This window comes from Nocardioides sp. Root140 (assembly GCF_001426745.1).
In the GTDB taxonomy this organism is placed as follows: domain Bacteria; phylum Actinomycetota; class Actinomycetes; order Propionibacteriales; family Nocardioidaceae; genus Nocardioides.
Genome location: NZ_LMFI01000011.1, coordinates 286063 through 311220, shown reverse-complemented (window position 1 = coordinate 311220; position 25158 = coordinate 286063). Strand labels below are relative to the sequence as shown.

Sequence of the window (25158 nt, the reverse complement as noted above, 5' to 3'; positions counted from 1 at the left end):
CGTGGCCCTCATCGAGATCCGCGCCGCGTCCCGGGAGTTCCCGGGGCGCGGCCGCGGCAGTACGCCGGTGCTTGCGCTGGACCGGGTCGACCTCGACGTGCAGGAGTCGGAGATCCTCGGGATCGTCGGCTACTCCGGGGCCGGCAAGTCGACGCTGCTGCGGTTGATCAACGCCCTCGACCAGCCGACGTCCGGCACGGTCACGGTCGACGGCTCGGTGGTGAGCACGCTCAAGGAGCGCCAGCTGCTGCCGGTGCGGGCCGAGATCGGGATGATCTTCCAGCAGTTCAACCTGCTCTCCAGCCGCACCGTGTGGGGCAACGTCGCCTACCCGCTGCAGGTTGCCAAGGTGCCGAAGGCCGAGCACCAGGGGCGCATCTCGGAGCTTCTGCACTTCGTCGGCCTCGCCGACAAGGCGCACGCCTACCCGAACGAGCTCTCGGGCGGTCAGAAGCAGCGCGTCGGCATCGCCCGCGCACTGGCGACGAACCCGAAGATCCTGCTGGCCGACGAGCCGACCAGCGCACTCGACCCGCAGACCACCGACGAGGTGCTGGCGCTGCTGCGCCGGGTCAACGAGGAGCTCGGCATCACGATCGTGTTGATCACCCACGAGATGGAGGTCGTGCGCACCTTGGCCCACACCGTCGCGGTGATGGAGGAAGGGCGCATCGTCGAGCAGGGTCCCGTCTTCGACCTGTTCGCCAACCCGCAGCACGTGGCGACGAAGCGGTTCGTCAGCACGCTGGTCGAGCAGGGCCCGCCCGAGCACGCGCGGGCCCGGTTGCGTGAGCGACACGAGGGCCGGTTCATCACCCTCTCGCTGCGTGACGACTCGGTGACGCCGTCCGACGTGTTCGCCCAGCTCATCGAGCGCGGCGTGCGCTTCGAGCTGATCCACGGCGGCATCGAGGACGTCAACGGCCGCACCTTCGGGCACCTCACGCTCTCGCTGACCGGCGACCGCGTCGACGAGGCCGTGACCGCGGTCTCCGCCATGGTCGAGACGACGGAGGTGCCGTGATGGAGCGGCTCAGCGAACTGCAGGACCTGTTCTGGGCGGCCACCGGCGAGACCCTCTACATCGTCTTCGCGGTGCTCGTGCTCGGCGGACTCGGCGGGCTCCTCCTCGGCATCCTGCTCTACGTGACCCGCGGTGGCGGCATCAAGCCCAACGCCCCGGTCTCGTTGGTCGCCAACATCGTGGTCAACGTCTTCCGGCCGATCCCGTTCATCATCTTCATCGCCGCGGCCCAACCACTGGCCCGCGCGGTGACCGGCACCGGCATCGGCAACAAGCCGGTGATCTTCGTGATGGCGATCGCGGCCACGTTCGGCATCAGCCGGATCGTCGAGCAGAACCTGCTCACCGTCGACCCCGGCGTGATCGAGGCGGCCCGCGCGATGGGCGCCAGCCGCACCCGCATCGTGTTCACGGTGCTGCTGCCCGAGGCCCTGGGCCCGCTGATCCTGGGCTACACGTTCGCCCTGGTGGCCCTGGTCGACATGTCGGCGGTGGCCGGCGTGGTCGGCGGTGGTGGCCTCGGCAACTTCGCGATCGTCTACGGCTACCGCCAGTTCGACGAGGTCGTCACGTGGGCCGCCGTACTCATGATCATCCTGATCGTGCAGCTCGCGCAGTTCCTCGGCAACACCCTGGCCCGCAAGGTCATGCGCCGCTGACCCCGGGTTGCCCGGCCCTCGCCACGTCATCGGATTCGGGTATCTCCACGCGGTACGACGCGCACCGCGCACCCGCCGTCATACGTTCGAGTTCCGAGACATGACTGGGGGTCGCACGGCCGTGCGACCCCGAGGGTCCATCAGGGAACCCGGGGGGGACCATGCGGCGCACGCTCGTGAAACTGGCTGCAGGCCTGGCCGCCGTTCCGCTCGCGCTCCTGACCCCGGCCGGTCCAGTGACTGCCGACGAGACCCCGACAGCGGCTGGCCCCGACCAGATCGTGACGCCGGCCGACGACTCGATGATCCCCGCCGGCCCGGTGAGCTGGAGCGTCACGGCCGGAGACGTCGGCTACTTCGAGGTGACCCTCACGTGCAACGACGACCCGGTGAGCGAGTCCTCCTTCCGCAGCGACGCTCCGGGGAGCCTGCACACCGGGACCTTCCCCAGCGTGGCCGGGGGCTACTGCAACCTCGGCGTCTACAACTCGGGCACGGCGGTGACCACGTGGTCCTACTTCAACGTGTCTCCCCCGATGCCCACGGTCGTCGACCTGACGGCCGGACCCAGCACGTTCTACCCGCGGGTGCGTGACGGCTACCAGGACCACGTGGCCCTGACCTTCCAGAGCCGCCTCGACTCCGCCATCACGGTGAGGATCCGAGAGGACTCGACGGGCCGGACAGTCCGGACCCTCCAGTCCCCCGAGGACATCTGGTCACTGCACTACGGCCGGCGAACCCTCACGTGGGACGGGCTCACCGCCGGCGGCGCGATGCTCCCTGTCGGACGCTACACCGCGTTCGTCACCTCGACGCTGGACGGTCACTCGAGCACGGAGCACGTCCCGGTCTGGATCGCGACCGGCCACCGCAACGTCAGCGTCACCCGGGTGAAGGACGGGCGGCGCGGCGCCAGCAACACCACGCGGGGCAACTGCCGCACCCGGGATGCCCATCCCGGCAACCGCCTGGAGTGCCGCGGCGGCACCTACGCCCAGGCGACCTACACGTTCACCGTCCCGAGCCACGCCCGCAACATCGCCTGGGCCGTCCGTGGCTCCAGCGTGTGCTGCGGCAGCGGCCGACTCGTCCGCGCCGGCACCCGGTTCGCACCGACTCGCTTCCGCATCCGGGTCCGGGTGACCGATCACAGGTCGTACGTCGTCCGCCGGGCCCTGATCCGCTACACGGTGCGCCGCCAGATCTGAGCGCTTGTAGTCGGATCGAACCATGGCCCCATGGTCCGAAATGCACACCGAGGGACCCAAGTAGGCCATGTTCATCCGTTCCCCCACGGTGCAAGGGTGTCTGGCCCTACGCTCGGGTGCGTCCGCGGTCTTCTGCCCCGGACCGGGGGCCCGCGCGGTCAGGTGAGCCACGACGACGGACACAAACCGGCACGCGCATGTCCTCCAAGCCACGCCTCGGACAGGAACATGCATGCGTCTCGCAATCTCGGCACTCACGGCAGCTGTGCTGGCCGTTCCACTCAGCGCTCTCGTCGCCACCGGACCTGCGACGGCCGATGACTCGTCGCTGACCAACGACTCGGCACAGGTCGAGACGTCGGTCTCGGGCGACCCGGAGCCATCCGACTCGCCGGCCGAGTCGTCGTCGGAGGTGCCGGCAGACGAGACCGAGACCCCCTCGGAACCCGTCGCGCCAGCCGGGCCGGCGGATGACGACGCGGCCACACCCCAGCCAGAATCCACTGAGGGCGCGAAGACGACCCCGGGGATCACGGCGTCTGAGGCACCGTCCGCAGCGGCAGCGTACGCCGACAGGATCCTGGCGCCGGCGAACGGCGCCAACGTCCCTGCCGGCAATGTGAGCTACACGTTCGTTGCCGGCGACGCGGCCTCCTACTACGTGGAGCTGACCTGCGACGACACCTACGACTACGTGTCCCACTCCAGTTCGTACGCCGGTCAGCAGTTCAGCGGATCCCTGGGCCCGGCGAACGCGGGTGAGGACTGTCGTCTGGAGGTCTACAACTACGACACGGGCATGTCGACGTACAGCGACTTCACCGTCGCCCTGCCCGCACCCGAGGTCCGCAACCTGAGCGCCAGCCGGAGCACGTTCTATCCCAGGGTTCGCGACGGGTACCTCGACAAGACGGGCTTCACCTTCGGGAGCCGACTTGACTCGGCCATCACCGTGAGCATCCGCCGGAACGCGACGGGTCGAGTCGTGCGAACCCTCAAGTCATCGGCCAATTCCTGGGCCGACTACTACGGGCGACGCACGCTCGCGTGGAACGGCCTGAACGCTGCGGGCAGCAAGGTACCCGTCGGTCGCTACACCGCCATCGTCAAGTCCACGTTGGGCGGCCGATCGGCGACTGCCCACGTCGTCGTCCAGGTCGCGACGGGATACAAGACCTTCACGATCTCCAAGGTCAAGGACGGGTGGTACGACTCCCGGGACCAGACCCGCGGAAACTGCTACACCCGCGACTACGACCCGGGCAACCACCTCGACTGCTGGGGTGGCGCCTACGCCCAGGCCAGCTACAACTTCGCCATCCCGGCGAACGCCCGAAACATCCGCTGGGCAGTCGGCGGCTACAGCCTGTGCTGTGACAGCGGCCGCCTCATTCGCACCGGGACCCGAGTGTCCCCGACTCGCTTCATGGTCCGCGTGAAGGTGACCTACTGGCGCTCGTTCGTGGTCGAAAGGGTGCGTCTCCGCTACACGGCGCGCCGCCAGATCTGAGCCCAGCCTCTCGATACTCCCCAACGTCTGGCTCCTCCTCACGTCCGATCGAGGCGCCAGACGTTGGGGAGAATCTGTCAGGTGGAGGCGGAGGCGGCGGACTGGGCGGCGCGGGCGCGCATCAGGAACGCGATCCACAGCAGGAACACCGCGTCGGCGGCAGGCACGTCGTCGGGCACGTCGACCCACGGCTTGTTGGTCCAGAAGCTGCCCTTGCCGCTGGCCCCGATCGCGGTGCCGTCACGGAACACGTCGTACGCGCTGATGAACACGCCGGCCGGCTTGATCTCGTACGTCGTGCTGCCGGACGTGACCTGCCAGCCCTGGCGCCAGAAACTGGGCCGGGTGGCGCTGAGGCGCAGGGCCGGGTCGGACTCGCAGATGCCCGTGCGGGCACCGCCGTCCTTGCCGAACGACCACGGGCGGCCCTCGATGACCACGGTCGCCCGCTCCGACCAGAACGACTTGTCGAGCTCGGCGATCGTCGTGCCGTCCGCGCGCGAGACGGACATCAGGCCCATGCTCTTCTCGAGCTGATATCTCATGACGAAGCGTCTTCCCCGTCCCGGACCCTGAGAAACCGAGGTCAACGGGACGCTTCCGAACGCACCACTCAAGCCCTCGGTCGACTTCGCTCAGTCGGCTCGACCACCGAGATGGCGTTCCGCGGTAGCCCAGGGCTCATGGCGAGGCTCATGCCGACGCTGGGCTACCGCTGGAGCCGCGCCCGACGTCCGACGTGTCTTCGAGACGGCGAGACGACGTACGGCGTCGGCGGCGCTCAGACTCCGGCAACCTCGGGTACGCCGGCGAGCGCGGCGGTGAGGTCGGCCTCGGAGAGCGGGTCGTCCTCGAGATGCCCCGCGAGGAACGAGTCGTAGGCGCCGAGCTCGAGCAGCCCGTGGCCGGACAGCAGGATCACGATCACCTTCTCCTGGCCCGACTCCTTGGCCTCCAGCGCCTCGCGGCGGGCCTGGGCCAGGGCATGGGCGGACTCGGGTGCCGGCACGATGCCCTCGGTGCGGGCGAACTCGACAGCGGCCTCGAAGCACTCGCTCTGGTGCAGCGCGGTGGCCTCGATCAGGCCCTCGTGCACGGCGTGGCTGACCAGCGGCGCCATGCCGTGGTAGCGGAGGCCCCCGGCGTGGATCGTGGACGGCACGAAGTCGTGGCCGAGGGTGTACATCTTCATCAGCGGGGTGAGGCCGGCGGTGTCGCCGAAGTCGTAGCGGTACTCACCACGGGTCAGCGTCGGGCACGACGTGGGCTCGACAGCCAGGATCCGCGGGCTCTGGTTGCCGGCCAGCTTCTCGCGCAGGAACGGGAACGCCAGCCCGGCGAAGTTGGAACCACCTCCGGCGCAGCCGACGACGAGGTCGGCACCGGACTCGCCGGCCTTGGCCAGCTGGAGCAGGGTCTCCTCGCCGCTGATCGTCTGGTGCAAGAGCACGTGGTTGAGCACCGACCCGAGGGCGTACTTCGCGTTCGGGTCCTGGCCGGCCAGCTCGACGGCCTCGGAGATCGCGATGCCGAGCGAGCCGGGGTGGCCCTCCGGGAACGCCTTGCCCGACTCGGTCATCCGGCTGGGTGAGCGGTGCACCTTGCCGCCGAAGACCTCGATCAGCGTGCGGCGCTGCGGCTTGGTGTCGTACGACGCCCCGACCTGCCAGACCTCGCAGGTCATGTCGAACAGGGAGCAGGCGTAGGACAGGGCGGTGCCCCACTGCCCGGCACCGGTCTCGGTGGTGAGCCGGTTGATTCCGTTGATCTTGTTGTAGTAGGCCTGCGGCACGGCCGTGTTGACCTTGTGCGAACCGGCCGGCGAGACGCCTTCGTACTTGTAGTAGATCCGCGCCGGCGTGCCGAGCTTCCGCTCCAGCGACCGGGCCCTGAACAGCGGCGAGGGTCGGTACTGCGCGTAGACCTCGCGCACCGCCTCCGGGATCTCGATGAACCGCTCGGCACTGACCTCCTGGGCGATCAGCTCCGGCGGGAAGAGCGGCGCGAGGTCGTCGGGACCGACCGGCTGGTGGGTGCCGGGGTGCAGTGGCGGCGGAGGAGGCGTGGGCAGGTCGGCGACGATGTTGTACCAGTGCGTCGGCATCTCCGACTCGTCCAGCAGGTACTTGCGCGGCTCAGTCATCACGGCTCCTCCGGGTTGGTTGGCGCCAACCTACCGCCGGATCGGAGCCCGCTCAGGCGAACGGCCGCAGAGGTTCACGTCCCGGCAGTGCGGCGTACGGCGTCACGCAGCGCCTGCTCGGGATCGACGCCGTCGCGGCGGGCCTCGTCGACGAGGGCCAGGAGGCGGTCACCGAGGTCGGCGTCGGCATCGGAGACGTCGACCAGGGCCGGCACGGTGCGTCCCTCGCGAGCCTGCCGGTCGAGCACCTTGTCGGCCAGCAGCAGCGCCGGCAGTGTCGGGGGCAGACCGTCGAAGACCGAGGTGCGTTGCTTCTCGTCGGCCTTGATCGCCTGCCAGATCTCGTTGATCTCGGCGGGATCGTCGGAGGAGGCGGCGTCACCGAAGACGTGCGGGTTGCGGCGCACCATCTTGGCGATCAGGTCGGCGGCGACGTCGTCGATCGTGAAGGCGCCGGTCTCGGCCGCGATCTCGGCGTGGAACCAGACCTGCAGGAGCAGGTCGCCCAGCTCTTCACGCAGGTGCTCCCGGTCGCCGAGCTCGATCGCCTCGAGAGTCTCGTGCGTCTCCTCGAGGAGGAAGCGGGCCAACGACCGGTGCGTCTGCCCGGCCTTCCAGGCGCACTCGGTGCGCATCCGGGTCATCACCGCGGTCAGCTCGACCAGCCGCTCCCCCGGCACCGTGTCCGGGAACGAGTCCGACGCCGCGCCCGACGCCGCGTCCGACGAACCGGTCATGAGAGGGCCTCGCTCAGCCGCACTTCTGGGAGTCCGGCAACGACGCGAGGTAGGCCTTGCCCTCGGACTTGCCGTTGGCGAACTTCAACGCCTCGGCGGTGAGGTCACTGACCGCGACGGAGAGCTGCCCGGAGTCGCCCGTGAAGCGTGGGTCCGTGGTGATCTCGAGCTCCTGGCCCCAGGCCTGGACGACGGAACGGCCCCGATCGAGGGCCTTCTGGCCGGCGGGCAGGCCGGTGTCCATGCCGGCGGCCAGGTAGATCACGCTCGCGGTGGGCTTGAGGCTCAGGTCGACGTACTCGTCGATGGACTCCTCGCTCGCCGGCGGAGCACCCGCGTCCTTGGGATTCAGCGCGTCCTCGGCCTGCTTGCGCAGCACCGGCAGCAGGGTCGCCTTCGCCTCGGAGAGGTCGAGGTCGTGCGCCTCGGCGTACTGCTCCGCCACCTGCTCGGTGGCGAGGTCCTCGATCGCGGCGGACCGGGCCAGCGCCATCGGCACCTCGAGCTTCTGGGCGTGCAGGCTCTCGAGGTTGAAGTCGCAGAACTCCCTGGCGCGCGCGTCGACCTGGTCGATCGAGATCTCGTGGTCGCCGACCACGGCGGCCGCACCGGGGTGCACGTCGGGGCCGAGGTCGGACCCGCATCCGGAGAGCGCCAGCATCGACACTGTGCCCATCGACACTGCGCTCAGGGCTACGGCGAGGCGGATCCTCACGGTCGGACTCCTTCGAGGTTTGCTGATCTTGCGTCCACCCACATTCAAGCAGGCGGCGTGACGCCGCTCACGCCCCGGGTTGTACGGCGACCGCCGGCGGGTCGATCACACCGTCGATCACCTGGCGTGCCCACGCGAGCAGGTCCTCGTCACGGATGTGGCCACCGGGCACGGTCGGCCGCGGCACGAGCACGGTCTTGCTGGTCGTCTTCACCAGCGACTTCGGGTAGACCCGTTGCAGCTTCAGGGTGCGTGACTCGGGCAGCTCGACGGGTGCGAAGCGCACGTTCTTTCCGGCCAGGGTCACCTCGCTGATGCCGGCCTGCCGGGCCCGCGCGCGGAACCGGGCTACCTCGAGCAGCGAGGCCACCGACTTCGGCGGGTTGCCGTAGCGGTCGAGCATCTCCTCGCGGAGCAGCTCGACGTCGGCGTCGGAGCGCACCTCGGCCAACCGCTTGTACATCTCCAGGCGCAACCGCTCGGAGGGGATGTAGTCGTGGGGCAGGTGGGCGTCGATCGGCAGCTCGATGCGCACCTCGGCCAGCTCGGGCTCCTTGTCACCGCGGAACTCGGTGACCGCTTCGCCGACGAGTCGCACGTAGAGGTCGAACCCGACGTCGGCGATGTGTCCGGACTGTTCGCCGCCGAGCAGGTTGCCGGCGCCGCGGATCTCGAGGTCCTTCATCGCGATCGCCATGCCGCCGCCGAGGTCGGAGTGCTGGGCCAGCGTGGCCAGCCGCTCGTGGGCGGTCTCGGTCAGCGGCTTCTCGCTCGGGTAGAGGAAGTAGGCGTAGGCGCGCTCACGGGAACGCCCGACGCGGCCACGCAGCTGGTGCAGCTGCGAGAGGCCGAGGGTGTCGGAGCGCTCGATGATCATCGTGTTCGCGTTGGACACGTCGAGGCCCGACTCGACGAGCGTCGTACAGACCAGCACGTCGAAGCGCTTCTCCCAGAAGTCGAGCATCACCTGCTCGAGCTGGCGCTCGTTCATCTGGCCGTGCGCCGTGGCGACACGGGCCTCGGGCACGAGCTCCTTGATCTTCTGCGCGGCCTTCTCGATCGACTGCACCCGGTTGTGGATGTAGAAGACCTGGCCCTCGCGCAACAGCTCACGGCGGATCGCGGCGGTCACCTGGCGGTCCTCGTAGCCGCCGACGTAGGTCAGCACGGGGTGCCGCTCCTCCGGCGGGGTGGCGATCGTCGACATCTCGCGGATGCCGGTGATCGTCATCTCGAGCGTGCGCGGGATCGGGGTGGCCGACATGGAGAGCACGTCGACGCTGGTGCGCAGCGTCTTCATCTTCTCCTTGTGCTCGACGCCGAAGCGCTGCTCCTCGTCGACGACGATCAGGCCGAGGTCCTTGAACCGCACCTCGGCGTTGAAGAGCCGGTGGGTGCCGATGACGATGTCGACGGTGCCGTCGGACAGGCCCTCCATGACCTCCTTGGCCTCCTTGTCGCTCTGGAACCGCGACAGGGCGCGCAGGTTGACCGGGAAGCCGCTCATCCGCTCGGCGAACGTCGAGAAGTGCTGGGTCACCAGCAGCGTGGTCGGCACGAGGACGGCGACCTGCTTGCCGTCCTGCACCGCCTTGAACGCGGCACGGACGGCGATCTCGGTCTTGCCGTAGCCGACGTCGCCGCAGACCAGGCGGTCCATCGGCACCTGCTGCATCATGTCGCTCTTGACCTCGTCGACCGTGCTCAGCTGGTCGGCGGTCTCCTGGAACGGGAAGGCGTCCTCGAGCTCACGCTGCCACGGGGTGTCGGGTCCGAACGCGTGGCCCTTGGTGGCCTGGCGTGCGGCGTACAGCTTGATCAGCTCGGAGGCGATCTCGCGCACCGCCTTGCGGGCCTTGCCCTTGCGCTTGGCCCAGTCGGCGCCGCCGAGCCGGTCGAGGCTGGGCGCCTCGCCGCCGACGTAGCGGGTGACCTGGTCGAGGGTGTCGGCCGGCACGTAGAGGCGGTCGGGGGCCGCGCCACGCTTGGCCGCGCCGTACTCGAGCACGAGGTACTCGCGGGTCGCGCCCTGCACCTCGCGCTGCTTCATCTCGACGTAGCGGCCGACGCCGTGCTGCTCGTGCACCACGTAGTCGCCGGGCTTCAGCTCGAGCGGGTCGATCTGCTTCTTGCGTCGCGCGGGCAGCTTGCGCATGTCGCGGGTGCTGGACTTCTGCCCGGAGATGTCCTCACCGGTGAGGACGGCGAAGTGCTCGCCGACCATGCCCGCGATCAGCTGTGCCTGCAGCACGTTGACCACGCCGTCGACGTCTTTCGGTGGTCGAGTAGGGCGCTCTGCGCCCGTATCGAGGTCTTTCGGTGGTCGAGTAGGGCGCTCTGCGCCCGTATCCAGGTCTTTCGGTGGTCGAGTAGGGCGCTCTGCGCCCGTATCGAGACCGGGCGACTCGACCAGCCGGGCGGCGACCTCGTTCTCGCCCAGCACCTCGACGGTGCGCTCGGCCGGGCCGTGGCCCTCGCGGACCACGAAGACCTGCCTGCCGGCATCGAGCCAGCCCTTGATGTCCTGCACGGCCTGGGCGACGTCGCCGCGGTAGGCCTCGGCCGGGTTCAGCGCGATCACCCGGGTGGCGGGTACGTCGGGGTCGAGCGGTGAGCCCGGGCCGTCCAGGCCATCCTCGTCAAGTCCGAACGGGCTCACCGACCACCACGACAGGCCGCTGGCGATCGCGTGCTCGCGCACGTCGCCGAGCTCCTTGTAGGACGCGGCGCCGAGGTCGATCGGCGCCACACCGCCACTGGCGGCGGCGGCCCACGAGGCCCCGAGGAACTCCTCGCTCGTGGCGACCAGGTCGTGGGCCCGCGAGCGCACCCGCTCGGGGTCGAGCACCAGCACGTTGGTGGCCGCCGGCATCAGGTCGACCAGCAGCTCCATCTCGTCGACCAGCACGGGAGTCAGCGACTCCATGCCCTCGACCGCGATGCCGTGGGCGATCTTGTCGGTCAGCTCGAGCAGCTGCGGGTGGGCGGCACCGAGCTCGGCCGCGCGTCGGCGTACGTCGTCGGTCATCAGCAGCTCGCGACACGGCGGCGCCCAGAGCCGCTCGACGGTGTCGAGGGTGCGCTGGTCGGCGACCGCGAAGCTGCGGATCTCCTCGACGTCGTCGCCCCAGAACTCCACGCGCAGGGGGTGCTCCTCGGTCGGCGGGAAGACGTCGACGATGCCACCTCGGACGGCGTACTCGCCGCGCCTCTCGACCAGGTCGACACGGGAGTACGCCGCGTCGCTGAGCCGGCGGGCCACGTCGTCGAGGTCGACGGTGTCGCCCTTGACCAGCTCGACCGGGGCGAGGTCGCCGAGGCCCTTGACCTGGGGCTGCAGCACGCTGCGCACCGGTGCCACGATGACCTTGAGCTCGCCCTCCTCTGGGTGCACGATGCGACGCAGCACCGCCAGGCGCCGGCCGACCGTGTCACTGCGCGGGCTGAGCCGCTCGTGGGGAAGGGTCTCCCAGCTCGGGAAGTAGGCGACCAGGCTCGGCTCGATCAGGTCGGAGAGCGTGTCGACGAGGTCCTCGGCCTCGCGCTGGGTGGCGGTCACGACCAGCACGGTGCGGCCCTCGCGGACCAGCCCGGCCACGACGAACGGGCGTACGCCGGCCGGCCCGGTCAGGTCGAGCGCGTTGACGGTGCCGACGTCGGCCAGCGCCCCGGCCAGGGTCTTGTCGGCCAGCACGACATCGGCGAGCCCTTGCAGGCGCATTGCGTTCCTCCACACGACGACAGCCCCCGGTCAGGAATGACAGGGGGTGAACGTGGCCATCCTACGGGGCCCAGGCGACAGGTTTCTGTGGGCGGAGCTCGAGGACCAGCAGGGCGCAGCACAGCACACCCGCCCACAGCTCGGACCAAGGAACGAACGTGACCGCGACCAGGCCGACGATCACCAGGACCAGCGGCCCCCACGTGCGCACCGACGAGTCGTGCAGCCGCAGGTGGACCGCCCACAGGGCCATCAGGAACACCGCCGCCGGTCCGGTGACGAACGCCGAGCTGACCACGTCGCTGATCTCGGAGTGGTGGGAGTAGAAGTCGATCCGCGCCGCAAGACCGGCTCCGAGGGCAGCACCCGAGGCGAAGATGAAGTAGTGGCCGAAGCCCCACGCGAAGGGGTTCACGTCGTTGTCGCCGGAGAGCACGTCGCCGGTGTCGCGCGAGAAGTAGAGCCACCAGGTGCTGAAGACCACCAGGAGTCCCCCGACGACCACCAGGCCGGCCCGCCAGCCGATCGTCTCGTCGTCGATGGCGACCTGGATCGCCACCGTCGTCGACAGCACCGTCTCGCCGAGCACGATGATGAACATCAGCGAGTAGCGCTCGGCGATGTGGTGCGGGTGCCAGGGCGTCGGCCCGGACTGCTCGGCCCAGAACGGCACGGCCAGGTCGGCCAGGGCGAGCACCAGGAAGGCCGGCACGAGCAGGTCGTGCGGAACCCACAGGAACGCCACCCAGCCGAGCTGTACGGCGACCAGGCCCAGCACGTAGCGGCGGCAGGTGGCCCGACCTCCCGTGTGGCCCTTCGCGGCACGCAGCCACATTGAGACGAGGCCTATCCGCATGATCACGTAGCCGACGACGATGAGGGTGAAGTCCTCCTCGAAGAGCCGGGGCACACCGGCGGCGACCACCAGCGAGCCCGAGATCTGCAGCAGCGTCAGCACCCGGTTGAGCGGGTCGTCGCTGTCGAAGGCGGAGTTGAACCAGGCGAAGTTCAGCCACGCCCACCAGATCGCGAAGAAGGCGATGCCGAAGAACAGCACCCCGTGGGCCACGTGGTCCTCGCTGATCGCGTGGTGCAGCTGCAGCGCCGCCTGCGCGATCGCGACGACGTAACAGAGATCGGTGAAGAGCTCGAGCGGCGTCGCCGCCCGATGCTCTTCCTGGGGATCACGGGGGCGCAGGGCGAGTCGCGGCGAGACCATGGCGCAGAGTTTTCCACGTTCCCGGCCGGAATCGGGCGCGCCCGCGTGGTGATGCGGACGCGCCCGCCCGATCAGGCCGCGACGACCTGCTCGGCCTCGGGCACCAGGGCCCGCTCGAGGATCTCGGTGACCCGACCGACCGGGGTCACGGTCAGCGCCGCCAGGATCTCGGCCGGTACGTCGTCGAGGTCGGCGCGGTTGCGCTCCGGGATGAACACCTCGGTGACCCCCGCCCGTTGCGCCGCGAGCAGCTTCTGCTTCACCCCGCCGATCGGCAGCACCCGACCCGAGAGCGTGACCTCGCCGGTCATCGCGATGTCGGAGCGCACCGCCCGGCCCCTGAGCAGCGACACCAGTGCGGTCACCATCGTGACCCCCGCGGACGGTCCGTCCTTCGGTGTCGCCCCCGCCGGGAAGTGCACGTGCAGGGACTGCTCGAAGGCGCTCGCCGGGATGCCGAGCTCGGCCGCGTGCGAGCGCACCCAGGACAGGGCGATGTGGGCCGACTCCTTCATCACGTCGCCGAGCTGCCCGGTGACCGTGAGCCCGGCCTCCCCGTCTGCGGCCGACGTCTCGACGTAGAGGACGTCGCCGCCCATGCCGGTGACGGCCAGGCCGGTCGCGACCCCGGGCACCGACGTGCGCTCCTCGAGGTCCGGCGTGAACCGGGGCCGCCCCAGAAGGGCGGTCAGCTGCTCCACACCGATGTCGAGGCGCTCGACCTCGCCCGACGCGATCCGGGCGGTGGCCTTGCGGAACGCCTTGGCCAGCAGCCGCTCGACCTGCCGTACGCCGGCCTCGCGGGTGTAGTTGGCCGCGATCTCCCGCAGCGCCTCGTCGTCGATGGTGACCTCGTCGATGCCCAGCCCGGCCCGCTCGAGCTGCCGCGGGACGAGGAAGTCGCGGGCGATGGCGACCTTGTCCTCCTCGGTGTAGCCGTCGATCGAGACCAGCTCCATCCGGTCCAGCAGCGCGGCCGGGATCTGGCCGACCTCGTTGGCGGTCGCGATGAACAGCACGTCGGAGAGGTCCAGGTCCAGCTCGAGGTAGTGGTCGCGGAACGTGTGGTTCTGCGCGGGGTCCAGCACCTCCAGCAATGCCGCAGCCGGGTCACCCCTGTAGTCGGAGCCCACCTTGTCGACCTCGTCGAGCAGCACGACCGGGTTCATCGAGCCGGCCTCCTTGACGGCGCGCACGATGCGGCCGGGCAGGGCGCCGACGTACGTCCGCCGGTGGCCGCGGATCTCGGCCTCGTCGCGGACCCCGCCGAGTGCGACGCGGACGAACTTGCGGCCCAGGGTGCGCGCCACCGACTCGCCGAGCGACGTCTTGCCGACCCCGGGAGGGCCGGCGAGCAGGATCACCGCACCGGAGCCCCGGCCTCCCACGACGTCGAGACCACGCTCGGCGCGACGTGCGCGCACCGCGAGGTACTCGGTGATCCGGTCCTTGACCTCGTCGAGCCCGTGGTGGTCGGCGTCGAGCACCGCCCGGGCGGCGGCGACGTCGGTGTCGTCCTCGGTCCGCACCGACCAGGGCAGGTCGAGCACGGTGTCCAGCCAGGTCCGGATCCAGCCGGCCTCCGGGTTCTGGTCGCTGGCGCGCTCGAGCTTGTCGACCTCGCGCAGCAGCGCCTCCCGCACCGCCTCGGGCACGTCGGCCGCGTCGATCCGGGCCCGGTAGTCGTCGCCTCCGTCGGCGTCGCCCTCACCGAGCTCCTTGCGGATCGCGCTCAGCTGCTGGCGCAGCAGGAACTCGCGCTGCGACTTCTCCAGGGACTCGCGGACGTCGGACTCGATCTTGTCGCTGACCTCCGACTCCGCCACGAAGTCCCGCATCCAGCCGACCAGCAGTCGCAGCCGCTCGCCGACGAGCGGCGTCTCCAGGAGCTGCCACTTGCGGTCGTCGGAGAGGTACGGCGCGTAGCCGGCGGTGTCGGCGAGCACCGACGGGTCCTCGATGCGGGTCACCTGGTCGGCGACCTGCCACGCCTCGCGTCGCTGCAGCAGGCCTACCACGAGCTGGCGGTACTCCTCGGCGAGCGCGCGGACGTCGTCGTCCACGGCCTCGGCGTCGACCTGCTCGACCTCGACCCACAGGGCCGCACCCGGGCCGGTCACCCCGCTGCCGATGCGGGCCCGCCCGCCGGCCTTGAGCACGGCCGCGGGCTCGCCGCCCGAGAACCGTCCGACCTTCTCGACACTGGCCACCACACCGTACGACGCGTAGCGGTCCTCGAGGCGTGGTGCGACGAGGACCTGCGCGGGCCCACCGCTCTCGCGGGAGGCGATCTGTGCGGCGTCGATGGCGGCACGGGCGGGCTCGTCGAGCTCGACCCGCACCACCATCCCGGGGAGCACCACGACGTCGGAGAGGAACAGCACCGGAAGCTGAATGGGGTTCGTCATGCCGGTACAAGGCGTTCCCGGTCGGTGGTGTTCCGGCGTTCGCGGCCAGCGAACTCGGGAACACAGCGCGGCTTTCCGGGTCGGGAGTAGGTTCGGCCGGAGAGGAACAGATCGGCCGTCGACAGGAGGGTCCCGGATGATCGAGCTGACCAAGGGCGAGGAGCTCGCGCTCACCAGCGCGGACGGCACCCCGCTGGCCAAGGTGCTGATGGGCCTGGGTTGGGACAAGGAGAAGTCCGCCGGCTTCATCGGCTCCGGCGCCCCCGACGTCGACCTCGACGCCTCGGCAGTCGCCTTCGCCGGTGGGCAGTACGCCGACATGGTCTTCTACAACAACCTGCAGACCCGCGACGAGTCCGTCGTACATCTCGGCGACAACCAGAGCGGGCGCGGCGAAGGGGACGACGAGGTCATCACCGTCGACCTGGCCCGCGTGCACCCGAAGATCGACACGATCCTCTTCCAGGTCAGCAGCTACCAGGGCCACACGCTCGAGTGGGTGCGCAACGCCTACTGCCGTCTGGTCGACGAGCACGACACCGAACTGGCCCGCATCACCCTGACCAACGGGGTGAAGGAGACCGGTGCCGTGATGGCCCGCATCACGCGCGACGGCCCCCAGTGGAAGCTGAAGGCGATCGGTCAGGGCATCGCGGTCAAGGTCCCCTCTGAGTCCGTCGAGGCGCTGCGCCCCTTCGTCTGAGCGGCGTACGAGTCAGGCGGTCTTGCGGAACCACTCGCTCGCGTCCGGGCGGAACAGCACGACGATCACGGCGAGAGCGATCAGCGCAGCCAGCACGTTGAGGATCACGAACCAGCCGGGTGCGTCCTGGGCGAACGCGCTCAGGCCACCGATCACCGTCAGCACCGCCATCACGACGGCCACGATGCGCGCCCAGCCGGCGCCGGACTTGAACATGTAGGCGCTGAACGCGAGCAGTCCGCCGAAGATCACCAGCGAGATGATCGAGATGGCGACGTACGCCGGGGCGCCGTCCTCGGCCACCTCGCGGGGCAGGGATGAGTTCCGGGCCGCGAGGTAGTGATCGATGATGTCGTCCTTGAAGACGATCGTGAGCAGCGTGCGCAGCACCATGAAGCCGACCAGGCCGTAGATCAGCTTCTGACCCAGCGACACCGAGGGCGGCAGGGACGAGTTGGCCATCGTGCTCAAGGCAGGTTCCTTCCGAAGATCGCCCACCTGAATGGTCGGCGCATCGGGGTGACCCTACTCAGGGACCGCCGATCGCGATCTGTTGGGCGAGGTACTGCTGGAGGCCGACCCGCTCGATCGCGTCGAGCTGGCCCTCGAACCAGTCGGCGTGCTTCTCCTCGTCACGCACCATGTCCTCGAAGACCGCGGCCGTGCCGTGGTCGCCCAGGTCGTGGCACTCCTGGGCACCGGCATTGAACTCTGCGACCGCCGCGCGCTCGCTGGCCAGCGCCAGGGTCAGCATCTCCTCGGCGGTCTCGCCGATCTGGATCGCGTTGAGCTTCTGCACGTTGGGGTGGCCGTCGAAGAGCAGGATGCGGTTGATCAGCTCGTCGGCGTCCTTCATCTCGTCGATGGAGAGGTCGTAGAAGACCTTGCCGAGGTTGGAGAGTCCCCAGTTGTCGAGCATGCGCGCATGCAGGAAGTAGGTGTTCGTGACGGAGAGCTCGAAGGTGAGCGCCGAGTTCAGCAACTCCACGACTCGAGGGCTAACTGGCTGCACCTTCCACCTCCACAGGTGACGTCGGGGCCAACGCCTCATGCTGGCACACCACACGCTTCACTGTGAAGATGCAGGATCCGCAGTCCTGACCGGCTCCGGTGGAGCGGCACACCTGCGACACGGTGCGTGCGCCCTCGTCGTAGGCACGCCGAACCGCTCCGTCATTGACGGCGGCGCAGTGGCAGACGATCATCGGTGGTCCTCGGTCGGGTGGGAGAGTTAGGCAAGGCTAACCTAGAGTCTCCGGTGCTGTCACCGCGGCCGCCCACTGGGCGAGACGCCGCCCTCAGCGCCCGCGCCCGCCCTGCGCGTCGAGCGAGGCCTGCTGCAGGGCGGCGAGCACGTGCTGGACGGCCAGGCGTTCGGCCCGGTCGGGTCGCATCACCGCGAAGATGTGGCGGGCGGTCGAGATGCCGCGCAGTGGCCGCAGGACCACACCACTCCCCTGCGGCGAGGTGAACCGAGGCAGGATGGCGACCTTCCGACTGCTGGCGACGACCGCCTCGATCAGCCGGTTGTCACGCATCCTCTGGACCACGCGCAGCGGCCGGCCGGTCTTCTCCTCGACGGCGAGACGGACGGTGTCGAACGGGAACCCGACCGGCACCCCGACCCACTCCTGGTCGACCAGGTCGGCGGGGCGTACGTCGTCACGGGCGGCCAGTGGATGGTCCGACGCCATCGCCACGTCGAGTGGTTCGCGGACCAGCTCGACGGTGACCAGGTCCTCGGTGCCCTCCGGCGCGTGACGGGTCAGGCTGTGCGCGATGACGATGTCGTGCTCGACGACCAGGCCGGCGTACGCCCGCTCGGCGACGTCCTCGTCGGTGAAGACCAGCTCGATCGCACTGCCGTCGAGATCGGCGAAGACCCGCGGCAGGAGGTACGTCGCGGCGCTGGGCAGGCCGGCCACGGTGACGGTGCCGGACGGCTGGCCGCGGAACGCATCCCACCTGGCCCGAACGCGCTCGACCACCTGGGCGACGTCCTCACCTCCCTCCGCGAGCAGGCGACCGGCCGGCGTGAGCCGGAGACCCCGACCGGAGGGTTCGACGAGCACCGCACCGAGCTCGCGCTGGGCCGTGCGCAGCTGTTGGCTGACCGCCGACGGTGTGCGGTGCGTGGCCTTGGCCACGCCCGTGACGCTGCCCCTGACGGCGAGCTCGCGAAGCAGCTCGAGGTGTCGGACGTCCATGAAGGCAGCCTACAGAGACAGTGAAGAACTATTCGCTTGTCCTTCATCCTCGTTCGGGAAACGATGAGGCACATGCCATTGAACCACCGCCTTCTCGCCGTCTCCGTGGCAGTGATGTGGGGTCTCAACTTCGTCGCCATCCATGCGTCGCTGGAGCACTTCCCGCCGATGTTCCTGGTGGCGCTGCGATTCGCCCTGATCGCCGTCCCCACCTTGCTGCTGGTGCCGCGCCCTGACGTGGAGCTGCGCTGGCTGGTCGGCTACGGCATCGGGTTCGGAACCTTGCAGTTCCTGTTCCTCTACTGGGGCATGGCCGTCGGGATGCCCACCGGCCTGGCCTCGCTGGTGCTGCAGGCCTCCGCCCCGTTCACCGTGCTGCTCGGCGCGACCGTCGCCCGCGACCGGGTCAGTGGACGCAGGCTGGCCGGGATCCTGGTGGCCGTCGCCGGACTGGCCGTCGTCGGCTGGCAACGCGCCGAGTCGGCCGCACTCCTCCCGTTCCTGCTGGTGCTGGCCGGAGCGTTCGGCTGGGCGATCGGCAACATCTGCAACGCCCGAGCTCGCGCCTCCAACCCGCTGCACTTCACGCTGTGGATGTCGGTGGTGCCGCCGGTGCCGATGCTCGCCCTGGCGCTCGTCGTCGAGGGCCCCGACCGGATCGCCGACTCGTTGACCGGGCTGGGTGACCCCACGGCCGGACCGGCACTGCTGGGCCTGGCCTACACCGTGCTGATCGGGACGATCGCCGGGTCGGGCGTGTGGTCGTGGCTGATGGCCCGGCACCCGGCCGGCGTCGTCGCGCCGTTCTCGATGCTGGTGCCGGTCGTGGGCATGAGTGCCGCCTGGGTGATGCTCGGCGAGTCCGTCAGTCCCGGCGAGCTGGCCGGCGCGGCTCTGGTGGTGGGCGGCGTCCTCCTGGGCAGTCGCCTTCCGCGCGCCCGGGTCGCGCCTCCCGAAGCCGTCACCCAGCCGGCCAGTGCGTGACGCGGCTCCATCTGGTCCGCCACCGGCACCCACCCGAGCGCACCGAGAGCTGCAGTTCGTACCACTCACGGTCGAGTACGCGTACGAACTGCAACTCTCGAGGCCATGCCAGCGGGAGGCTCCTCCCGGCACTGCGATCACCGCCGCCGGAACGGGTCAGCGGGCGAGGATGACCGAGGAGCCGTGGCCGAACAGGCCCTGGTTGGCGGTGATCCCGACCCGGGCGCCCTCGACCTGACGACCCTCGGCCTGCCCACGCAGCTGCCACGTCAGCTCACAGACCTGGGCCAACGCCTGCGCCGGGACCGCCTCACCGAAGCAGGCCAACCCACCCGAGGGATTCACCGGGATGCGGCCACCGATCGTGGTGTCCCCGGCGCGTAGGAGCTGCTCGGCCTCCCCGCGCTTGCACAGCCCCAGGTCCTCCATCCAGTCCAGCTCGAGCGCGGTCGAGAGGTCATAGACCTCCGCCACGTCCACCTCATCGGGACCGAGCCCGGCCTCGTCGTACGCGGCGTCGGCCAGCGACTCCTTGAACGTCCGCTCCGGCGCACCCGTCACCCGGGTGGACTCGGTCGAGAACAACGGCATGTCGATCACCGTCTGCGGGAACACCGGCGTCACCGTCGAGATCGCCTTGACCGTGACCGGGTCGGTGAGCCCGTGCTTGCGGGCGTACTCCACCGAGGTCAGTACGACGGCCGCACCGCCGTCGCTGGTCGCGCAGATGTCCAACAGGTGCAACGGATCCGCCACCACCGCAGAGTTCAACACGTCCTCAGCGCTGACCTCCTTGCGATACCTGGCGTTCGGGTTCGCCAACCCGTGCCGTGCGTTCTTGACCTTGACGGCCGCGAAGTCCTCCGCCGTGGCGCCGTACAGGTCCATCCGACGACGGGCGTAGAGCGCGAAGTACGCCGGGTTGGTCATGCCGAGCAACCGGAACCGCAACCAGTCCGGGTCATCCCACCGCTCCCCCGCATTCGGCGCCAGGAACCCCTTCGGCGTCGTGTCCGCACCCACCACGAGCGCCACCTCGACCTGTACTACGGCCCCGACGGCCTCCNTAGAGCGCGAAGTACGCCGGGTTGGTCATGCCGAGCAACCGGAACCGCAACCAGTCCGGGTCATCCCACCGCTCCCCCGCATTCGGCGCCAGGAACCCCTTCGGCGTCGTGTCCGCGCCCACCACGAGCGCCACCTCGACCTGGCCGGCCAATATCTGCGCACGGGCAGTGTCCAACGCCTGCGCACCGGTCGCACATGCGGCGTAGGAGGTGGCCACCTTCGCACCGTTCCAGCCCAACGCCTGCGCGAACGTCGCACCCGCGACATAGCCGCCGTACCCGTTGCGGACCGTCTCACCACCCACGATCAGCTGCACGTCAGCCCACGGGATGCCCGCATCGGCCAACGCAGCACGGGCTGCGGCGACGCCGTACGACACGAACGAACGACCCCACTTCCCCCACGGATGCATGCCGACACCGGCGATCGCGACCTCGGTGCTCATGCGCCCTCCCCCTCGACCTCAGCCTCGACCACGGGACGCCACTTCCACATCGACCGCTCCCCGACCTCATCCGAGTAGACCGTCTCCACGACCAGCTCCACCGGCGACCCGACCCGCACGTCCGCGACCCCGAAGCCGGACGCGAGCTGCCCGAGCACCACGAGGCCTTCCGGCAGCTCCACCGCCGCCAACGCGAACGGCACGTACGGCTCACTCGCTGGAATGTACGGCGACGGCGGCTGGTACTGCGCGTCCGTGTAGGACCACACGGTTCCGCGCCTCGACAGCTCACTCAGCTCGAACGTCTCACCGGCACAAGCGGGGTTCCGGCAGAAGTCGCGCTCGGGTGGGAACGCGATGTTCCCGCACTCGGTGCACGTGCTGCCCAGCAGCGAGGGCTCGTGGCCGGTGGTGAACCAGCCCTCGATCGCAGGTGTGGTCATGTCTCCGCCCATCGCCCAGAATTAGAACGTGTTCCATTATGCATGACCGGCACCGAGGCCCGGTCCGATGGTTGAGGAGCGAGGCACGGCCAGTCTGAGCAGACCTGCACAGAACCTTCACGAGTCGTCCGCGACTCCCGACCATGTCGGCTCCTACGCTCGTTCCATGCCCGAGAGCCCAACGCCCCGGATCCTTGTCGTCGAGGACGAACCGGTCATCAACCAGGCCGTCACCGACCGCCTGCGCGGCACCGGTTACGACGTCGTCCAGGCGTACGACGGCCCCGGTGCCGTCGCACTGTTCCGCGAGTCGGCACCCGACCTGGTGCTGCTCGACGTGATGCTGCCGGGCTTCGACGGCCACGAGGTGTGCCGGCGGATCCAGGCCGAACGGCCGGTGCCGGTGCTGATGCTGACCGCGCGCGACGACGAGGCCGACGTGCTGGTCGGGCTCGGCGTCGGCGCCGACGACTACCTCACCAAGCCGTTCCGCATGCGCGAGCTGGTGGCCCGGGTGGCCGCCCTGCTGCGACGGGTGGAGCGGGCGGCCGAGCTGGCCCGCCACACCAAGCCCGACCTCGGCGACCTGCGCATCGACTCCGACGCACGCCGGGCCTGGGTCTCCGACGCCGAGGTCCACCTGACGCCCACCGAGTTCGACCTCCTGATGCGCCTGGCCGGCAGCCCGGGCGTCGTACTCACCCGCGAGACGCTGTACGCCGACGTGTGGGGCTGGTCCGGCGCCTCGGGGACCCGCACGGTCGACAGCCATGTGAAGGCACTGCGCGCCAAGATCGGCGCCGACCGGGTGCGCACCGTGCACGGCGTCGGCTACGCGCTCGAACCGGTCGCGACGCCGTGAGCAGCCCGCTGCTCGACGTCGTCCCGTCGATCAAGGTCAAGCTCGGCCTGCTGGTCGCGGCCAGCGCGATCGTCGCCGCGGTGGTCGCCTCCATCGGCTCCGGCGGCGGCGTCCCGCTCTGGCTCGGCATCCCGGTCACCGTCGCCCTCGCCCTGGGCGTGACCCAGCTGCTCGCCTCCGGCATGACCTCTCCCCTGCGCGAGATGACCGCCGCCGCACGACGGATGGCCACCGGCGACTACACCATGCGGGTCACCGCCACCTCCCGCGACGAGGTCGGCGAGCTGGGCCGCGCGTTCAACACCATGGCCCAGGATCTCGCCGGCGTCGACCGCGAGCGTCGCGACCTGGTCGCCAACGTCAGCCACGAGATACGTACGCCGCTGGCCGCACTGTGCGCCGTGCTCGAGAACCTGGTCGACGGGGTCGCCGAGCCCGACCCGTCGACGTTGCGCAGCGCGTTGGCCCAGGCAGAACGACTGTCTGCCCTCGCCACGGACCTGCTCGACCTGGCCCGCGTCGACGCTGGGGAGGCCAGCCTCTCCACCACGCGGGTCGACGTGCGGGACCTCCTCGAACGCTCAGTCGCCGAGGCCGGCGCCACCGGCCGTCAGGTCTCGTACGACGTCTCGGTCGACCGAGCGCTCACGGTCGAGGCCGACCCCGCGCGGCTCCAGCAGCTCGTGGCCAACCTGCTCGACAACGCCTCGCGACACAGCCCGGCAGGCGGAGTCGTCGACATCTCGGCGAGGTCGACGACCAGCGGTTGGCGCCTCGAGGTGGCCGACCGCGGCCCGGGCATCCCGGCCGCCGACCGGGAGCGCGTCTTCGAACGATTCGGCACGCTCACCGAGACCGAGGGAGGTGGCGGCACCGGGCTCGGGCTCGCCATCGCCCGCTGGGTGACCGACCTCCACGGCGGCCGGATCGCCTTCGTCGATCCCGAGCCGGGCACCCGCGGCGCGCGGGTGCGCGTCGAGCTTCCCCGCAGTCCGGGGACCACCGTCCCACCGCCACTGCCCACCCGACCCGTGGCCGCCCCGGCCGACACCTCCACGACCGCGACCGCGACCGCGACCAGCCAGGAGAACACCGTGCCGACACCGCCCACGCCGTACCCCGTGCCGAAGGCGGCACCGACTGTCACTCCCGAGCCGGTGCTCGACGGCCTGTTCGGCAGGTTCTGGCCCGACGACCTGCCCGGCAACCTCCGTGCCCTGCTGGCCTGCCTGGGGGTCGGCCTCCTCGCCGCGATCGTGCTCCCGTTCCGCGACCTCGGCCTGGGCACGTTCGTGGTGCTGCTGGCCGCCGGCGGGGTGATCCTCGGGTTCAGCGTCAACCGCCGCTCACCGTTCACCCTGGCCTGCGCGGCCCTCTGCGCGCTGCTCGCCAGCACCGTCGTCCTCCGCGACGCGGAGTGGATCGCCGTCCTGAGCCTCCTCACCGGCGGCGCCCTGTGCGTGGCCGGACTGGTCAACGGACGCACGCTGCCCGCGTTCGTGATCGCCGGTCTCGCGTGGCCGCTGGCCGGGCTGCGCGGCCTGCCCTGGCTGGGCCGTTCGGCCCGCGGCATCACCGGTCGAGCCACCAGTGCCGCGGCGATCCGCACGGTCGTCCTGTCCCTGGCCGGCGTGCTGGTCTTCGGACTGCTCTTCGCCTCCGCCGATGCGCTGTTCGCGGAGTGGGTCGGCGCGCTGGTGCCCGACCTCGAGCTCGACTCGTTCGTGCTGCGCGCGTTCCTCACCGTGGCCGTCGGCGGCGTGGTGCTGGCGGCGACGTACCTCGGCCTCAACCCTCCCGACGTCGCCGCGAGCGGTGCCCCGGCCCGCCCGGTCGCGAACCGCTACGAGTGGCTGGCGCCGGTCCTCCTCGTCGACGCCGTGTTCGTCGCCTTCCTGGTCGCGCAGGCCACCGTCATCTTCGGCGGCCACGACTACCTCGAGCGCACCACCGGCCTGACCTACGCCGACTACGTCCACCAGGGCTTCGGCCAGCTCACCGTCGCCACTGCCCTGACGCTGTTGGTGGTGTGGGCCGCCGCGCGAAAGGCACGTCGTACGACGACCGCGGACCTGGCCTGGCTACGCGGATCACTCGGACTGCTCTGTGCGCTGACCCTGGTCGTGGTCGCCTCCGCGCTCTACCGGATGCACGTCTACCAGGAGGCCTACGGCTTCACCGAGCTCCGCCTGCTGGTCGACGTCTTCGAGGGCTGGCTCGGCCTTCTGGTCCTCGGCGTGATGGTCGCCGGCGTGACGCTCCGGGCCACCTGGCTGCCGCGGGCGGCGCTGCTCAGCGGCGCCACGCTGATTCTCGGCCTCGCAGCGATCAACCCCGACGCGTGGATCGCGCAGCAGAACATCGACCGCTACGAGGAGACCGGCAAGGTCGACTGGTTCTACCTGGAGGGGCTCTCGGACGACGCCGTACCCGTGCTCGCCACGCTCCCCGACGACGTCGTCGAGTGCGCACTGATGGGTCACGGCTTCGGGAGCGACGACGACTGGCTGGAGTGGAACCTCGGCCGTCACCGCGCGGCGCCGGTGTGGCACGAGGCCGAGGCCGACTGGTCCTACGACGACGCGCTCTGCCGCAGCGCCCAACCCGACTGATCCATCGTGGATGCCGACCCGTCGCCAGTTCTCGTTGACCCGTCGCCAGTTCTGGCTGACCCGTCGTGAGTTCGGCGCTGATCAGCTGTCGGAGGCGGCCTCGGCCTCCGATCGGAGGATGCAGAACTCGTTCCCCTCGGGATCGGCCAGGACGACCCATCCGGTGCCGGGGCCGTACTTCCCACGCTGGTCGTCGACCTGCGTGGCGCCGAGGCCCAGCACCCGCACGACCTCGTCGTCGCGGGTGCCCTCGACCGGCCGCAGGTCGAAGTGGATCCGGTTCTTGACCTGCTTCTCGTCGGGCACCTCGATGAACAGCAGCAGGTGACCGGTCTCGGGGTGCCGGATCATGCACTCCTCGTGACCGGGCAGGTTGGGGTCGCCGTCCAGGTCGACGTACCCGAGGAGGGGTTTCCACCACTCGGAGAGCTCGTAGGCGTTGTGGCAGTCGATCGTCGTGTGCGAGATGTAGGACGTCATGGGGGCA

General features: G+C 70.1%; 23 protein-coding genes. 8 read left to right on the top strand and 15 right to left on the bottom strand.

Features of this window, described 5'->3' with window-relative positions:
* Position 1 precedes the first annotated feature (1 nt).
* The 4 genes from ASD30_RS20015 to ASD30_RS20000 all read left to right on the top strand — a co-directional run bounded on the left by ASD30_RS20015 (position 2) and on the right by ASD30_RS20000 (position 4404).
* Positions 2-1024 carry a methionine ABC transporter ATP-binding protein gene (locus tag ASD30_RS20015; protein WP_056686015.1) on the top strand — a complete coding sequence of 341 codons (1023 nt, stop codon included), beginning with the start codon at positions 2-4 and terminating at the stop codon, positions 1022-1024.
* Positions 1024-1683, top strand: coding sequence for a methionine ABC transporter permease (locus ASD30_RS20010; RefSeq protein WP_056686012.1), 660 nt, complete (start codon positions 1024-1026; stop codon positions 1681-1683). Before ASD30_RS20015 ends, ASD30_RS20010 begins: the two co-directional genes overlap by 1 nt.
* A gap of 161 nt (positions 1684-1844) precedes the next feature.
* Complete coding sequence (locus tag ASD30_RS20005; RefSeq protein ID WP_056686009.1) at positions 1845-2894, top strand: FlgD immunoglobulin-like domain containing protein; 1050 nt, start codon at positions 1845-1847, stop codon at positions 2892-2894.
* Positions 2895-3126: 232 nt separating this feature from the next.
* Positions 3127-4404, top strand: coding sequence for a hypothetical protein (locus ASD30_RS20000; RefSeq protein WP_056686006.1), 1278 nt, complete (start codon positions 3127-3129; stop codon positions 4402-4404).
* A gap of 77 nt (positions 4405-4481) precedes the next feature.
* On the opposite strand, the gene ASD30_RS19995 is transcribed toward ASD30_RS20000, so the two are convergent.
* The 7 genes from ASD30_RS19995 to lon form a co-directional block, all read right to left on the bottom strand.
* Positions 4482-4949, bottom strand: a complete 468-nt coding sequence (locus ASD30_RS19995) for a hypothetical protein (RefSeq protein WP_156393727.1) — start codon at positions 4947-4949, stop codon at positions 4482-4484.
* A gap of 236 nt (positions 4950-5185) precedes the next feature.
* Positions 5186-6547, bottom strand: a complete 1362-nt coding sequence (locus tag ASD30_RS19990; RefSeq protein WP_056685999.1) for a TrpB-like pyridoxal phosphate-dependent enzyme — start codon at positions 6545-6547, stop codon at positions 5186-5188.
* Between the two features lie 74 nt (positions 6548-6621).
* Positions 6622-7284 carry a MazG family protein gene (locus ASD30_RS19985; protein ID WP_056685997.1) on the bottom strand — a complete coding sequence of 221 codons (663 nt, stop codon included), beginning with the start codon at positions 7282-7284 and terminating at the stop codon, positions 6622-6624.
* Positions 7285-7297: 13 nt separating this feature from the next.
* A complete protein-coding gene (locus ASD30_RS19980) occupies positions 7298-7999 on the bottom strand; it encodes a hypothetical protein (RefSeq protein ID WP_156388821.1) in 702 nt (233 codons plus the stop codon).
* A 67-nt stretch (positions 8000-8066) separates the two neighbouring features.
* Positions 8067-11720, bottom strand: coding sequence for a transcription-repair coupling factor (gene mfd, locus ASD30_RS19975; protein ID WP_056685990.1), 3654 nt, complete (start codon positions 11718-11720; stop codon positions 8067-8069).
* Between the two features lie 61 nt (positions 11721-11781).
* Positions 11782-12939, bottom strand: coding sequence for a low temperature requirement protein A (locus tag ASD30_RS19970; protein WP_056685987.1), 1158 nt, complete (start codon positions 12937-12939; stop codon positions 11782-11784).
* A gap of 71 nt (positions 12940-13010) precedes the next feature.
* Positions 13011-15347, bottom strand: a complete 2337-nt coding sequence (gene lon / locus ASD30_RS19965; protein ID WP_056685983.1) for an endopeptidase La — start codon at positions 15345-15347, stop codon at positions 13011-13013.
* A 136-nt stretch (positions 15348-15483) separates the two neighbouring features.
* Here lon and ASD30_RS19960 point away from each other — a divergent pair, with 136 nt between their 5' ends.
* Complete coding sequence (locus ASD30_RS19960; RefSeq protein ID WP_056685980.1) at positions 15484-16050, top strand: TerD family protein; 567 nt, start codon at positions 15484-15486, stop codon at positions 16048-16050.
* 12 nt (positions 16051-16062) lie between these two features.
* On the opposite strand, the gene ASD30_RS19955 is transcribed toward ASD30_RS19960, so the two are convergent.
* The 4 genes from ASD30_RS19955 to ASD30_RS19940 form a co-directional block, all read right to left on the bottom strand.
* Positions 16063-16521, bottom strand: coding sequence for a hypothetical protein (locus ASD30_RS19955; RefSeq protein WP_056685977.1), 459 nt, complete (start codon positions 16519-16521; stop codon positions 16063-16065).
* Positions 16522-16579: 58 nt separating this feature from the next.
* Positions 16580-17038: a bacterioferritin gene (gene bfr, locus ASD30_RS19950; protein ID WP_235532640.1), complete on the bottom strand. Its 459-nt coding sequence runs from the start codon at positions 17036-17038 to the stop codon at positions 16580-16582.
* Between the two features lie 10 nt (positions 17039-17048).
* Positions 17049-17255 (bottom strand): (2Fe-2S)-binding protein, encoded by a 207-nt coding sequence (locus tag ASD30_RS19945; RefSeq protein ID WP_056685971.1) that lies wholly within the window; start codon positions 17253-17255, stop codon positions 17049-17051.
* 93 nt (positions 17256-17348) lie between these two features.
* Positions 17349-18257 (bottom strand): LysR family transcriptional regulator, encoded by a 909-nt coding sequence (locus ASD30_RS19940; RefSeq protein WP_056685968.1) that lies wholly within the window; start codon positions 18255-18257, stop codon positions 17349-17351.
* 72 nt (positions 18258-18329) lie between these two features.
* Between ASD30_RS19940 and ASD30_RS19935 the strand changes: the two genes are divergently transcribed.
* Positions 18330-19241 carry an EamA family transporter gene (locus ASD30_RS19935; RefSeq protein WP_056685965.1) on the top strand — a complete coding sequence of 304 codons (912 nt, stop codon included), beginning with the start codon at positions 18330-18332 and terminating at the stop codon, positions 19239-19241.
* Positions 19242-19397: 156 nt separating this feature from the next.
* Here ASD30_RS19935 and ASD30_RS19930 read toward each other — a convergent pair whose 3' ends face one another.
* The 3 genes from ASD30_RS19930 to ASD30_RS19920 form a co-directional block, all read right to left on the bottom strand.
* Positions 19398-20276, bottom strand: coding sequence for a lipid-transfer protein (locus ASD30_RS19930; RefSeq protein WP_268788302.1), 879 nt, complete (start codon positions 20274-20276; stop codon positions 19398-19400).
* A gap of 32 nt (positions 20277-20308) precedes the next feature.
* The coding region (locus tag ASD30_RS19925; RefSeq protein WP_268788301.1) for a beta-ketoacyl synthase N-terminal-like domain-containing protein at positions 20309-20721 on the bottom strand (413 nt) is incomplete at its 3' end.
* A 29-nt stretch (positions 20722-20750) separates the two neighbouring features.
* Positions 20751-21197 carry a Zn-ribbon domain-containing OB-fold protein gene (locus tag ASD30_RS19920; protein WP_156388820.1) on the bottom strand — a complete coding sequence of 149 codons (447 nt, stop codon included), beginning with the start codon at positions 21195-21197 and terminating at the stop codon, positions 20751-20753.
* A gap of 166 nt (positions 21198-21363) precedes the next feature.
* On the opposite strand from ASD30_RS19920, the gene ASD30_RS19915 reads away from it, so the two are divergent.
* Positions 21364-22059 (top strand): response regulator transcription factor, encoded by a 696-nt coding sequence (locus ASD30_RS19915; RefSeq protein WP_056685959.1) that lies wholly within the window; start codon positions 21364-21366, stop codon positions 22057-22059.
* Positions 22056-24671: a DUF4153 domain-containing protein gene (locus ASD30_RS19910; RefSeq protein ID WP_082564021.1), complete on the top strand. Its 2616-nt coding sequence runs from the start codon at positions 22056-22058 to the stop codon at positions 24669-24671. Before ASD30_RS19915 ends, ASD30_RS19910 begins: the two co-directional genes overlap by 4 nt.
* A gap of 81 nt (positions 24672-24752) precedes the next feature.
* Here the strand turns inward: ASD30_RS19910 and ASD30_RS19905 are convergent, their stop codons facing one another.
* A complete protein-coding gene (locus tag ASD30_RS19905; RefSeq protein WP_056685956.1) occupies positions 24753-25151 on the bottom strand; it encodes a VOC family protein in 399 nt (132 codons plus the stop codon).
* Positions 25152-25158: the final 7 nt, after the last annotated feature.